This window comes from Hydrogenoanaerobacterium saccharovorans (assembly GCF_003814745.1).
Taxonomy (GTDB): domain Bacteria; phylum Bacillota; class Clostridia; order Oscillospirales; family Ruminococcaceae; genus Hydrogenoanaerobacterium; species Hydrogenoanaerobacterium saccharovorans.
Map to the genome: position 1 here is coordinate 430,510 of NZ_RKRD01000002.1, position 13,910 is coordinate 444,419.

Sequence of the window (13,910 nt, forward strand, 5' to 3'; positions counted from 1 at the left end):
CGGATTGTTTTATCATTCTCCGCCTCTTCGTTCCAACATAAATCTATTGCTTTGTCAGATCGAGAGGTTTATTTACCCTCCATAGGAACTTCCAATACGATCTCGCCTTTTGCAATTTTATCAGCCGCTTCTTTAACCTTAGCCACAATCTCGTCGGTAAGAACTTCAGATTGGATAGGATTTTTACCGTCTTTGGTAATGTAAAGTGCGCCAATTACATTTTCTTTTACGCCGTAGGTTTCTGGCTCCATGGTAAGCTTGCCCTCTACAAACTCGGTAACAATCTTCTCAATAACCACTGCGGTATCTTTGATTTGAGTGGTGATAATGTATTTGTTATCGGGAGAAGTTCTGTCTTCATCCTGCCCGGAGGTATAGAAGCCTTTCTCTAAAGCAGCCTCAAAGGTGCCGAAATCTGCTACTGCAGAAGCTGCATTGATAAATCCGCAGCCTGCCGCAGCCTGTTGCAAAGCAAACTCTTTTGCTTTTGCAGCATCGGTATAAGAGTTGGTGTAGTTGAACATAAACTCGGCATTGGGGCGAACCGACTTAACGCCTTCCATATAGCCCCAGCGCCATTTGTAAGAGCTTTGGCCTTCGTTTGCGTGTATAGCACCAAATTTATCGGTTTTGTTTACCAAACCTGCAATCATACCAATGAGGTATGCGCCCTCTTGTTCTTTAAATGTGATGGATTTTACATTGGGGCTGTCCGTTTCAACGTCTACCAAAACATAGGTAGCATCATCGGGGAACTCGGAGGCAACCGCATTAACGGGGTCTGCACCCTGTCCGCCTGCCACGATAATAAGGTCGTTCTGCTCTTGAACAGCGGCACGAATGTTATCTTCCCATACCGATGCATCGGCACATTCAACAATGGAGGTGGACATGCCGTACTTGGTTTTCATATTTTGGAGACCGGTTTGCATTTGGGTTAAAAACGGGTTTGTGCCGATTTTGTCACAGATCAAAATTATTTTCATATCCTTTGGGTCTTTACCTGCAGGTGCCTTGCTTGCATCAGGAGTAGTTTCTGCCGAAGACTCGGGTGCGGTAGATTCTGCGGGTTTTGCAGCACAACCGGCGAATACGGTTGCCAGCATGGCTAATGCGAGAATCAGTGCAAGAAATTTCTTCATTTTGTGTTCCTCCTTAAAATTACCGACATTTGTGTACTTTTACCACTTTTCAAATAATTTTGGTAACTTCATAATATCATTTGTGTGGTATTTTGCAATAGTTTTTTGGTTTTGTAAATGAATTTTGTAGTTTTGTTTGGTTTTGAGGTGGTGATATTGGCATTTTGTACAAAACCGATATTAATATGATGTATGACTAATTGGGGTATAAACAAAAAAACAGACAGAAATCTATCTGTCTGTTTTACTTCAACTGTCGGTACACTCGTATACCGCAATTTTCTTTTGTTTAAAAAAGGCCCGCCAACTCTCGCTTAATTCTTTATCGGTAACAACCGCATTAATATGCTCAAAATCACATGTATGTATAAACGAGATACGGTCAAGCTTTGTATGGTCAACAACCAAAATAACCCGGTCGGCGTTTTCAATTACAGTTCGGCGCATTTCGGCTTCTTCTTCGTTACGGTCGCTTAAGCCTTTTTCCATACTCATGGTACAACAGGATACAAACGCGGTGTCGAGATGGTAGCTGGAGAGAAACTTGACAGCGTTTCGTCCGAAAAAGCTGTAGGTGGTGTTGTCCAAGTTGCCGCCGGTGCACAGCAAGCTGAGGTTTGTTATACCCGAAAGGCGATGAACAACATTATGTGAATTGGTCATTACCGTGATATCCATATGTTCAATTTCGTTGCATATGTGGAATGCTGTGGTAGAAAAATCGATAAAAATGCATTCACCGGGGTGGATCATCTCGGCACACTTGCGCGCAATACGCTGCTTTTCTTCCACAAACAGGTTTTCGAGCACTTGATGTGCTACCTGCGTTTTTACTTTATTTTGCAAAATGGCTCCGCCATAGGTTTTAGTGAGAAATCCCACTTCCTCCAGAGCTTCAAAATCGCGGCGGACAGTTTCGTTGCTTACATCAAAACGTTTGGCGATTTCTGCAACCGTAATGGTCTTTTTTTCAAGAATAATGTTTTTGATTTCGTTGCGTCGTTGCAATGAAAGCATCGCAAAAGCCTCCTAATATTTTGAATTCCACAACATTCCACAAAAATGGGGGTTTTTCATTATCATACTCGAACAACAAATATTTTGTCAAGTACTTGAAAATTTTTGTATACAATTGTGCAGTACAAACCTCACAGCATCCCAATAAGCAAAATAAAACGATTGGTTTTCTGTGCCAATGTATACTTGATATTGTAAGGTAAAACAGATATAATAAATGTTAACCATTTTGCACGCCTGTCACCTTTCGAGCAGATGAAAAGGCGTATTAGCAGTACTGCCCGAACTGCCCGCGGGAGTGGAATCCCGCTACATGGGTACATTACTGCGGCATATAGGTCTATTACATGGCTGACTGACCGCACAGGAGGAAAACAATGAGAAAAGAACTCGAAAAAGTTTACGACCCCAAGCAGGTGGAAGACCGCACGTATCAATTTTGGTTGGATGGCGGCTACTTTCATGCCGAGGTGAACCACGATAAAAAACCGTTTACAATCGTTATGCCCCCGCCCAATATTACAGGCCAGCTGCATATGGGGCATGCGCTCGATAATACATTGCAGGACATTCTCATCCGCTGGAAGCGTATGCAGGGTTTTGAGGCGCTTTGGGTGCCCGGAACCGACCATGCGTCCATTGCGACCGAGGCTAAAATTGTTGAGGCAATGCGCAAAGAAGGGCTCTCGAAAGACGACCTTGGCAGAGATAAATTTTTAGAACGCGCGTGGGAATGGAAGAATACTTACGGCGGCAGAATTGTGGATCAGCTCAAAAAACTGGGCTCATCCTGTGACTGGGAGCGCGAACGTTTTACTATGGACGAGGGCTGTTCCAAAGCAGTAAAAGAGGTATTCTTAAAACTGTACGATAAAGGGCTTATCTATCGCGGCGAGCGTATCATTAACTGGTGCCCGCACTGCCTTACTTCTATTTCAGAGGCAGAGGTGGAGTACGAGGAAAAAGCAGGCTCGTTCTGGCACATCCGTTATCCTATTGCACATGGTGATGGTTACCTTGAGGTTGCCACCACCCGCCCCGAAACCATGCTGGGCGATACCGCACTGGCGGTTCATCCCGATGACGAACGTTATAAAGATTTGGTGGGTAAAACTGTTATTCTGCCTCTGGTTAACAAAGAGATCCCTATAGTGGCAGACAACTACGTGGAGATGGATTTTGGTACCGGTGTTGTAAAAATCACCCCTGCGCACGACCCTAATGACTTTGAAGTTGGCATCCGCCACAATTTGCCCGTTGTAAATATCCTCACCCCTGATGCGCACATTGAAGAAGGCTGGGGCAAATACTCGGGTATGAACAGAGCCGCTGCACGCAAGGCGATAGTTGCCGATTTGGAAGCAGGCGGTTACCTGGTTCGCACCGAAGATTACACCCACAATGTGGGCACCTGTTACCGTTGTGCAACGGTGGTAGAGCCTCGTGTTTCGAAACAGTGGTTTGTAAAAATGGAGCCGCTTGCAAAACCCGCTTGCAAAGCAGTGCGTGACGGCGAGACCAAGTTTATCCCCGAACGGTTTGATAAAATTTACTTCCATTGGATGGAAAACATTAAAGACTGGTGCATTTCTCGTCAGCTTTGGTGGGGGCATCGTATCCCCGCTTACTATTGTGATGACTGCGGTGAACTGGTGGTTGCGGGCGAAGCACCCGATACCTGCCCGAAATGCGGCAGCCATAAGCTGACGCAAGACCCCGACACACTGGATACATGGTTTTCTTCGGCACTGTGGCCGTTTTCTACGCTTGGCTGGCCGGATAAAACACCCGAACTGGATTATTTTTACCCCACAAATGTATTGGTTACCGGTTACGATATCATCTTCTTCTGGGTTGCCCGTATGATGTTCTCGGGTGTTGAGCAGATGAACGAAGTACCGTTTGATACTGTGTTTATCCATGGCATTGTACGTGACGCGCAAGGGCGTAAAATGAGCAAGTCGCTTGGCAACGGCATCGACCCACTTATAATAATTGATGAATACGGTGCGGATGCACTGCGCTTTATGCTTGCAACAGGCAACAGCCCGGGCAACGATATGCGCTTCTCGGAAGAAAAGGTAAAAGCAAGCCGCAACTTTGCCAATAAGCTGTGGAATGCAACACGTTTTATTTTGATGAACCTTTCGGACGAGATTACAAAGCCCGAACTGCCGCAGGAACTCAACATTGAGGATAAGTGGGTACTTAGCAAGTTCAACACACTCGCAAAAGATGTCACTGAAAACCTCGACAAATACGAACTAGGTATTGCAGTACAAAAGCTTTACGATTTTATTTGGGATATTATGTGTGACTGGTACATTGAACTTACTAAGTCGCGCATACAAGAGGGCGGCGAAACCGCCAAAGATGCACAAAAGGTGCTTGTTACCATCATGACAGGTACGTTGAAACTTCTGCACCCGTTTATGCCGTTTATTACGGAAGAAATTTGGCAGGCATTGCCCAACGATTGCGAGAGCATTATGGTGGCAAACTGGCCCGAATACAAAGAGGAGCTTAACTTTGAAGCGGAAGAGCAAGACTTCGAGCGTATTATGGCAGTTATTAAGGCAATTCGAATTCGTCGTGCTGAAATGAACGTACCACCAAGTAAAAAAGCAACCGTTTATATCGAGACCGATTTTGGCGAAATCTTCGAGCAGTGCAAACTGTTCATCGAACGTCTGGCGTCTGCATCGCATGTAAATATTGCCAACAAGCAGAACATCGAGGGTGCAGTGCAGGTTATCACCGATTCGGCACGTGTATTCATCCCTATGGACGAGCTGATTGACAAAGAAAAAGAACTTGCCCGCTTAGAGAAAGAGAAAAAAATCTGCGAAAAAGACATGGCAATGTTTGAAGGCAAGTTGCAAAACCCCGGCTTTTTGGCAAAAGCACCTGCCAATGTTGTAGAGGCCGAAAAGGCAAAACTGGATAAGCTGAAAGAGCGTCATGCAAAGATCGAAGAAAGTATTCGCGCTATGGTGTAAATAAAATAATACACGTTAACCGTAAGGCGGGGTGGCATCGGCCATCCTGCCTTTTTTGTAAGGGGGCTTCTTATGACTTATGAAGAGTCACTCGCATTCATCCATTCACATAAACGTTTTAGCGGCGCACCAACAATGATGCACATAACAGAGCTGTTAAACCGTATGGGCAACCCGCAAAATAAACTCAAATTTGTGCACATTGCAGGCACAAACGGAAAGGGCAGCACCACCACGATGACTGCAAATATTCTGCGCCATGCAGGGTATAAGACAGGCTTGTATATTTCGCCGTTTGTATTGTGTTTTCGCGAAAGAATGCAGATAAATGGCATGATGATTTCTGAGCGGGAACTGGCAGAAATCACTGCTGAAGTAAAGCAGCATTGCGACGCGATGGGGAAAAACGGCAGCGAACCAATAGAGTTCGAGCTTGTTACCGCAATAGCCTTGCAGTGGTTTGCAAGGCAAGGCTGTGATATTGTCTGCTTTGAAGTGGGGCTTGGCGGGCGGTTTGATGCCACCAATGTCATCGCTCCTCCGTTGGTTCAGGTGATAACGTCAATCAGCTTAGACCATACCGCTATTCTTGGCGATACCATCGAGCAGATTGCGTTTGAAAAATGCGGGATTATCAAAGGCGGAGTGACCGTATGTTACCCAGTACAGGAGCTTTCGGCACTGAGTGTGATTATGGAACAATGTGCAATCAAAGGCAGCACCTTAGTGCAGCCCAACGCGAACAGTATTGAAGTGTTGAACCATACATTATTTGATACTGTTTTTTGCTACCGCGGGTTGGAACTGCACCCGTCGCTGGCGGGTGAGCACCAGATTTACAATGCTGTTACAGTGGTAGAAACTTGCATTCAGTTGCGGTTGCAAGGTTTTGGCATCAAAGATAGCGACATTGTATACGGCATTGGCAACACTCACTTTCCTGCACGGATGGAGGTGCTCAGCCGCAAACCGCTGATTGTATTAGACGGTGCTCACAACCCTTCGGGTACGCAAGCACTGGAATGTGCGTTGCAACAGTTGAGCACGCATAAAATTACGGTAATTATGGGGATGCTTGCGGATAAAGACTGGAAAGATTCATCTGCACGTATAGCGCGGCATGCCGCAAAGTTTATCGCGGTTACCCCGCCAAGCCCGCGTGCTTTGCCTGCCGAGCAGCTTGCTTTGGCTGTAAAACAGCACTGCGCTGACGTGCAAAGCTGCAATAATATTCCACAGGCAACGGCACTCGCGGTGGAAAACTTAGGCGAGCAAGATGCATTGGTGGTATGTGGTTCGCTCTTTCTTGCAGCAGAGGTGCGCCCGCTTTTGTTAGCGCACACGGCAAACCACCATAAAACAACAAAATAAGCTTGTTTTTGCATACAGATTTCGCGTAAAAATTTACAAAGAACTCCTTATCATGTTTGGTAAGGAGTTTTTTCTGTTTGCGACAAACTGCATTTCGTATTTTGTACAGTTTTGCTGCACCGCTTTACTTATCCCCGTGCGCAGTGAGCTTTGCAGGAATATCGGACAAGCCGATGCAAAAACGAGATGTTTAAAATTCACAGCAAAAGGAGCAATCGTAATGGCGATCAACATAGAAACAGACGACGGCGTAGTGGAGGTATACCTTACGGGCGAAATTGACCACCACAGCGCGGGAGAGCTGCGAGACGAAATTGATGCGGCAATCGGGCGGATTTCGCCTACCAAAGTGATTCTTGATTTTCGAGGCGTGACGTTTATGGACAGCTCGGGAATTGGGTTGGTAATGGGCCGATACAAGCTGATTGAGGGCACCGGCTGTACACTGGAGCTGAGGGGGCTCTCATCGCCGATAAAACGCGTGATGCGCCTGGCGGGATTGGACAGAATTGCAGTGATGGACGGAGGAACAAAAAAATGAAGACAATCAACGAAATGAAGCTGCAAATTCCCGGAAAAAGCGCGAACGAGGGTTTTGCACGCGCGGCGGTTTCTGCGTTTGCGGCACAGCTTGACCCAACCATTGACGAAATTGCCGACATTAAAACTGCTGTTAGCGAAGCTGTTACCAACTGTATTGTACACGGCTACAAAGACCAAATCGGGCAGATATACATACACGCAAAACTTTATGAGGACAATGTTCTGACCATTAAAATACGCGACAAAGGCTGCGGAATCCCCAATATTAAGCAGGCAATGGAACCACTGTTTACCACCTGCACAACGGGCGAGCGAGCCGGCCTTGGGTTTGCGGTAATGCAGAGCTTTATGGATAAGGTGCGGGTAACATCCAAGCCCGAAAGAGGTACAAGCGTGGTACTTACCAAAAAGCTGTTGTCCAAAGGAGCTAAGAATGCCTGAATGCATGGTAACAAGGGAGCAGATGATTGAAAGCAATATGGGGCTGGTGCATGCCTGTGCCCATAAGTTTAAAGGCAGAGGTATGGAATACGACGATTTGTTTCAGGCAGGCTGTATGGGTTTGGTAAAAGCAGTTGATGCGTTTGACTGGAACAGAGGCGTGCGGTTTTCTACTTATGCCGTACCTGTAATTTTAGGTGAGATGCGACGGCTTTTCCGCGACGGTGGCAGTGTAAAAGTATCGCGTACGCTCAAAGAACTGTCGCTAAAAACAATGCGTTTGCGCGAGCAGTTTACCGCCAAAAAGGGCAGAGAACCTTCCATTGGTGAACTGGCTGAACTACTAGAGCGGGACCCTGCCGAAATAGCCGAAGCAATCTCGGCTGCAGCGCCGCCTATTTCGCTTACGGTAAGCGAAGAAGATGGCGGAGGACAAATTGATATTCCTATCGACTCACCGGAAGAAGAAATGGCGGATTCCATCTCACTCAAACAAGTGGTGGGGCAGCTTGCGGCTGGCGACAGGCAGCTGATTGTTCTGCGCTATTTCGGCGGAAAAACCCAAACCCAAACCGCCGAACTTTTGGGGATGACACAAGTGCAGGTTTCTCGACGGGAGAAAAAGATACTTACCCAGCTGCGGCAAGAGTTAACAGGATAAATAATAAGAATAAAAAAGGTTCTGTGATAAAATCAATCACAGAACCTTTTTATGTGCAAAGAGCCTAGCAGTATCAAATGTTATAGGTTATTTACGCACGATTATTTTCATGCCCCAGCATTGCCGCACCAATAATACCCGCATCGTTGCCAAGCTTGGCTATAACAATTTGAGGTTTGGGGTTTGTAAACTCGGTGATAAAGCTCTCGCGTTCAACGTAAGCTTTTACCGGGTTTAAAATAATATCGCCCTCTTTTGAAATACCGCCGCCGATGCAGAGAATTTCGGGCTGAAAAGCATTGATAACATTGGTGATGCCGCAGCCGAGATAGCCGAGGTATTCGTCTACAACCGCTTTACCGCTTGCATCCCCTGCACGCATAGCATCAAATGCGGTTTTGCCATTTGCATTTTCTTTTTTACCATCGCAAATTTTCCACATCAGGCTGTCTTTATTTTTTTCCATAGCTTCTTTGGTCATATTGATTAAACCGGTTGCAGAAGCATATGCCTCAAAGCAACCCTTACGCCCGCATGTGCAACCTCTTCCGCCGTACACAATTACGGTGTGCCCCAACTCACCGCCTGCAAAGTTGGTGCCCGAAAAAATTTTGCCGTCTATAATAATACCCGAACCTACGCCTGTCCCCAAAGTGATGCAAATAACATTTTTAGAGCCGTTGCCCGCACCTGCCAGCGCTTCGCCCAATGCTGCCGCGTTTGCGTCGTTTTCCATATATACTTTTTTGCCGATTGCTTTCTCGATATAAGATGCAAACGGGGCATTGTAAAAACGAAGGTTGTTGGAATACTCTACATAACCGGTGCTTTTGTTAACGGTACCGGGCGAACCGATGCCGCAGTATTCCATTTGCTCCATTGTCAGCCCGCTTTTTTGCACAGCTTCTTGTATGGTTTTTACCATATCGGCGGCAATTACTTCTGCACCGCCCTCAACGTTGGTTTCATGCTTTGCAGTGGCAATGATATTGTAATTTTCATCAACAACGCCAATTTTCATACTCATACCACCAAGATCTACACCAATCGAATACTTCATCAAAATCCTCTTTTCTGTTTTTATTTCTGTGAAATTTTTTTAATATATTGCTCTAAAGCACCCGAGTCTGCTGCAGAGAGCGTTATAGGCTCAGTTACTTCGATATATCCTACTGTTTGCGAATCGTTTTTCACGGCATCCAGCAAAGCCATAACAGAGTTATAACCCATTTTCCAATAATCTTGGACAATAACCGCCTCGATGGTGTTATCGCCGCTCTTTATAATATCGGTAACGCTGCTATGTGCCCCTACGCCGAATACAACAGTTTTGCCCTTACGCCCTGCTTTTATAATGGCGTTGTGCGCCGCAATTACAGCATCCGCGTTGGTGCAGTAAATAATATCTGCTGCTTTGTCTCCCGCATCTTTAAAGTATGTTGCCAGTTGCTCGGCAATTTCCTCAGCAGTGGATGCTTCCATATCGCTGACGAGTGTAACGGTTTTCATTTCTTTTATCTGGTCAAGAAAACCGTTTATCCGCAAGGTGCTCTCGGCAAGATTTTTTGCGTTATGCTCTAAAACCGCAATGCTAGCTTTATTTTTCAATTTGGTTTCGATGTATTTTTTAGCCTGTATGCCTGCCGCTTCGCCCAGTTTATACTGGTCGGAACCCGATACGCTGACTGCAAAATCGTTTTTTACAACGGTTGTACCTACAATTGCTACAGGCAGCCCCTTGCCATGTATGCGGCTTAGTTCTGCAAGGGCAGCTTCGCCTTCTGTGGGGTATGCAAGCAAAGCATCGTAAGAAGTACTCAGCTGCGAAAGCAACTCGGTTTCATCCCCATCACCCACGTATTTATTATCAAAGGTTACCGCTGCCGCTGCATCGGCTACAGCTGCTTTTGCACCTGCAGTTATTTGTGCAGAATATTCATCTTCTTTTGGTAACAAGGTAGCAATACGGTAAACCGATGTACCCTCATCTCCACTTCCGCTGCTGCTTGCAGAGGGCTCATTTTTTTTACAGGAACCAAGAGACAGGCACAGAGCACCTGCCAAAATAAGTGTGAGAAACTTGTTCATGCTAAGTAGACTCCTCGCTGTAATTAAATTTATAAAAGCCGCAAATTGTTCTTTATTATAATATTATATTGCTGCCGTATTGTCGAGAGCAAACTGCAATTATTGCACAATTTTCTCTTTTCATGATACTTGAAAGAGAAAAACATCAGTGATATAATAAAGTTACTAATTGAATATACCTTTGATTAGCAGAGTAGATGTTTGTGCGTTAAGTGCTGTTCGGACGGGGAGTTGCCGAACAGACGAAAAGCATGCCTTGCGGTACAGACGTCGCATCCCGCTGCTACATACTGGGGCTTTGTCTTCCTCTATGTGGCACATGGTGACACTATTTTTATTTAGAGGAGGATTTTTTATGTTCAAAACACCTTTATCTGTTGGCTATTGGAAGACCGCAGCGCAGGAGATGAAAAGCTTTCGCATACTAACAATTGCTGCATTGTTTGTGGGACTCCGCATTGTTGTAAGCTCATTTTTTATTCCGTTGGGTGACAATTTGCGTATTTATTTCAGCTTTTTTGTGCCGGCAATCGGTTCGCTTATTTACGGGCCGTTTATTGGTATGCTGTCTGGTTTTGCCAGTGATATTCTGGGGTATTTTATACATCCAACGGGCGGTTTTTTCCCCGGTTATACAGTTACTTCTATACTAAGCGGTTTGGTATATGCTCTATTTTTCTATCGTGCAAAAATTACGGTATTTCGTGTTTTTTTATGCAAGCTTTGCATCAATTTATTTATCAATGTGGGGTTGGGCTCTTTATGGAGCGCGATTCTTTACGGCAAAGGGTATTATTACTATATGGCAAAGAGTATTATTAAAAACACGCTTTTGCTTCCGCTTGAAGTGCTGCTGCTTATCTTGTTTATGCAGATAATGCTGCCTGTTATGGGCAAGCACGGGTTGATACCGCAGCTGTCTCAAAAGAGAATCCCGCTTATTTAGCGAATATTTTTTGTTGTCCGTTTCATATAGTGAATTACTATGATTGAAACGGTGTGATTGTGAATTGAAACATCTACTAGACCGTTGTATGCTGCCTTTGATTCTGATTTTATCGGTGGCACTTCTTTCGGTATGTATCTATGGAATGCAGACAGCGTTTAAAACAATGGCTGTAGATGCAGAGCCGGAGTCGGCCGCAAGCGAAGAAGAAAAGGCGGAACAGCAAAACAAAATTGAACTCCCCATTGTGATGTATCATCATATACTCAAAGAACAGTCCAGACTAAACAAATATACAATATCTCCCGATGAATTTCGCCAAGATTTGAATTACATGAAAGACAACGGCTATACACCCATATCAATGGCGGATTTGATAGCTTATATAAATGAGGGGAAACCTCTGCCCGAACGCCCGATTATGATTACGTTTGATGACGGCTACGAGAGTTTCCACGAATATGCTTATCCGATATTAAAAGAATACGGCTACAAAGTGATTCTATCGGTGATAGGTAAGTATGCAGATGAGTATTCTGAAACCGATGACCACCATATTCGATACTCTCACAGCTCGTGGGAACAACTGAAAGATATGCAGAGCAGCGGGCTTATCGAAATCGGCAATCATACCTATAACATGCATATGTATAATGACGGCAGGCACGGTTGTAAGAAGAAAAAAAGTGAAAGCGTTGCTGCATACCATAAGGCGTTATCAAAAGATGTTGGCCAAATGCAAGAGAAATGCAATGAGCATCTCGGCATATACCCTAAAATATTTACGTATCCGTTTGGGCAGATCTGCGAGGATGCACTGCCTATTATAAAAGAAATGGGCTTTGAAGCAGTGCTTACTTGCCAAGAAAAAATTAACTATATTACAGATAAAAATCAGTTGGAACACCTAAATCGGTTTAACCGCCCACACGGTACGAGTTTGCAAATGATTCTAAACAAGGCGAAGTCTGGCCAAAAGAAAACAAAATAATAGTAAAAAGAGGACGGATGATTTCCGCCCTCTTTTTTTATGCAGATTAAGTACGAACAAAGCCTTTGTATCTTGTGCCTTGAAAGGTTAGTCTGCCTGTATCGCCTTCTGCAAGCATACCATATTCATGGGGCTCCACCAAAAATTCCATGCGGTCTCCGCTTTCTACCTCAAAGGTTACAAAATAACGAGTAGACGAGGTAGTATGGTTCATAGCCATATTATTGTGGCTGTTGTGCCGACGCACTGATGTATCGGTGCGCTTGCCGGTAATTTTTGCATCCACAGTCAAAACGGGAGATGCATTGTTTTTGCTCCACTGAATTATACCTTTGACCACATTTATGATAATCATAACAATTACCACTATAAAAACAATGGTGACAAGTACAGGAATAATAGAGAACAGAAAAGATGGCCCCATGAACGGGCTACCGAAGCCTCCGTCAAAAGGATTACCAAACATAATGATCTCCTTTCTAAAGCTGACCCAAGTCAAACGGTGTTGATTGGTAAACAAAATAGTTCAGCCAGTTGCTGTATAATAAGTGTGCGTGGCTGCGCCACTGGTAAGGAGCCGTACGGGAGGGGTCATCATCGGGGAAGTAATTTACCGGAACGTCGATGGCTAACCCCTTGTCAATATCGCGTGTATATTCCCTTTGCAAAGTATCTCGGTCATATTCCGAATGCCCCGTTACGAAAATCTGCCGATTATCGCGGCTTGCAATCAGATAGGGACCTGCGACATCAGAATAAGAAAGCAGCTCCAAACGCGGCTCAGAAGTGATGTCCTCTTGAGAGATACCGGTATGGCGCGAGTGAGGTGCAACAAACACTTCGTCAAAACCGCGCATCAACAGGTGCTTGGGGCAGATATTGTGATGATGGAAAATACCAAACATCTTAGATTCGAGAGGATGCTTGTTGATGCCGTAATGATAGTACAAGCCTGCCTGTGCGCCCCAGCAGATGTGAAACGTAGAGTACACATTTGTTTTGCTCCACTGCATAATATCGCAGAGTTCGGGCCAGTAATCCACTTCTTCGAACCGCATTTGTTCAACAGGCGCGCCTGTAATGATAAGGCCGTCAAATCGCTGATCCTTTATATCATCAAATGTCTTATAGAACTTTAGCAGATGCTCGGTTGGTGTATTTTTGGATGCATGGGTTGCTGTCAGCAGCAGTTCCACATCCACCTGGAGCGGAGAGTTACTCAATAAGCGCAGCAGCTGCGTTTCAGTTTCAATTTTTTTCGGCATCAGATTGAGTATTGCGATACGCAACGGGCGGATATCCTGATGCACTGCTCGCGCCTCATTCATTACAAAGATATTCTCCTGCTCCAGAATCCTGCTGGCAGGGAGAGAATCGGGAATATTAATCGGCATATCGGCGCTCCTTACTATATAATATAGAGTCTTGTTAAAACTACTCTTATTATAATGGGCGTACCACGGCAATTCAATAGAAAAAGCAGGCTTTAAAAAATGTCAAAAGAAAATGCAAAAAAGTGTTGACAAACCCCAGGGGCTATGGTAATATAATAAAGCTGTCAGCGAGGGCAGGAACAAAAGAACGGCTCTGTGAGCGGGTTTGCGAACCGAGAGGTTAAAAAACAGTTGACAAACGTTCTGGATTATGGTAAGATAAAGTTCCTGTCAAAAAGGCAGAGCGTCGAAAGCGAAAGAAAAAAGTTGAAAAAACT

13 protein-coding genes and 1 riboswitch are annotated in these 13,910 nt (G+C 44.9%); of the genes, 7 read left to right on the forward strand and 6 right to left on the reverse strand.

Going from position 1 to position 13,910, the window contains the following annotated elements:
- Positions 1-68: 68 nt before the first annotated feature.
- Positions 69-1,142 (reverse strand): BMP family protein, encoded by a 1,074-nt coding sequence (locus EDD70_RS12165; protein WP_092755709.1) that lies wholly within the window; start codon positions 1,140-1,142, stop codon positions 69-71.
- Positions 1,143-1,391: 249 nt separating this feature from the next.
- Entirely contained in the window at positions 1,392-2,159 is a 768-nt protein-coding gene (locus EDD70_RS12170) for a DeoR/GlpR family DNA-binding transcription regulator (RefSeq protein WP_092755711.1), read from the reverse strand.
- A gap of 377 nt (positions 2,160-2,536) precedes the next feature.
- Between EDD70_RS12170 and EDD70_RS12175 the strand changes: the two genes are divergently transcribed.
- From EDD70_RS12175 to EDD70_RS12195, 5 genes are all read left to right on the forward strand, one after another.
- Positions 2,537-5,158, forward strand: coding sequence for a valine--tRNA ligase (locus EDD70_RS12175; RefSeq protein WP_092755713.1), 2,622 nt, complete (start codon positions 2,537-2,539; stop codon positions 5,156-5,158).
- A 72-nt stretch (positions 5,159-5,230) separates the two neighbouring features.
- Positions 5,231-6,529, forward strand: coding sequence for a bifunctional folylpolyglutamate synthase/dihydrofolate synthase (locus EDD70_RS12180; RefSeq protein WP_092755715.1), 1,299 nt, complete (start codon positions 5,231-5,233; stop codon positions 6,527-6,529).
- Positions 6,530-6,749: 220 nt separating this feature from the next.
- A complete protein-coding gene (locus EDD70_RS12185) occupies positions 6,750-7,070 on the forward strand; it encodes an STAS domain-containing protein (protein WP_092755777.1) in 321 nt (106 codons plus the stop codon).
- On the forward strand, positions 7,067-7,513 hold the full coding sequence (spoIIAB, locus tag EDD70_RS12190) for an anti-sigma F factor (RefSeq protein WP_092755717.1): 447 nt from the start codon (positions 7,067-7,069) through the stop codon (positions 7,511-7,513). The genes EDD70_RS12185 and spoIIAB overlap by 4 nt, the downstream gene beginning before the upstream one ends.
- Positions 7,506-8,174 (forward strand): sigma-70 family RNA polymerase sigma factor, encoded by a 669-nt coding sequence (locus tag EDD70_RS12195; RefSeq protein ID WP_242943163.1) that lies wholly within the window; start codon positions 7,506-7,508, stop codon positions 8,172-8,174. The genes spoIIAB and EDD70_RS12195 overlap by 8 nt, the downstream gene beginning before the upstream one ends.
- 91 nt (positions 8,175-8,265) lie before the next feature.
- Here the strand turns inward: EDD70_RS12195 and EDD70_RS12200 are convergent, their stop codons facing one another.
- Positions 8,266-9,234 (reverse strand): ROK family protein, encoded by a 969-nt coding sequence (locus tag EDD70_RS12200; RefSeq protein ID WP_092755719.1) that lies wholly within the window; start codon positions 9,232-9,234, stop codon positions 8,266-8,268.
- 20 nt (positions 9,235-9,254) lie between these two features.
- Positions 9,255-10,262, reverse strand: coding sequence for a sugar ABC transporter substrate-binding protein (locus tag EDD70_RS12205; RefSeq protein WP_092755721.1), 1,008 nt, complete (start codon positions 10,260-10,262; stop codon positions 9,255-9,257).
- A 187-nt stretch (positions 10,263-10,449) separates the two neighbouring features.
- Positions 10,450-10,547, forward strand: a riboswitch (THF riboswitch).
- Positions 10,548-10,617: 70 nt separating this feature from the next.
- On the opposite strand from EDD70_RS12205, the gene EDD70_RS12210 reads away from it, so the two are divergent.
- Together EDD70_RS12210 and EDD70_RS12215 are read left to right on the forward strand one after the other, a co-directional pair.
- A complete protein-coding gene (locus tag EDD70_RS12210; RefSeq protein ID WP_162840917.1) occupies positions 10,618-11,208 on the forward strand; it encodes a folate family ECF transporter S component in 591 nt (196 codons plus the stop codon).
- A 64-nt stretch (positions 11,209-11,272) separates the two neighbouring features.
- Positions 11,273-12,199, forward strand: a complete 927-nt coding sequence (locus EDD70_RS12215) for a polysaccharide deacetylase family protein (RefSeq protein ID WP_242943164.1) — start codon at positions 11,273-11,275, stop codon at positions 12,197-12,199.
- Between the two features lie 46 nt (positions 12,200-12,245).
- Here EDD70_RS12215 and EDD70_RS12220 read toward each other — a convergent pair whose 3' ends face one another.
- Positions 12,246-12,665, reverse strand: coding sequence for a DUF2500 domain-containing protein (locus EDD70_RS12220; RefSeq protein WP_092755725.1), 420 nt, complete (start codon positions 12,663-12,665; stop codon positions 12,246-12,248).
- 13 nt (positions 12,666-12,678) lie between these two features.
- On the reverse strand, positions 12,679-13,593 hold the full coding sequence (gene metA, locus EDD70_RS12225; protein WP_092755727.1) for a homoserine O-acetyltransferase MetA: 915 nt from the start codon (positions 13,591-13,593) through the stop codon (positions 12,679-12,681).
- Positions 13,594-13,910: the final 317 nt, after the last annotated feature.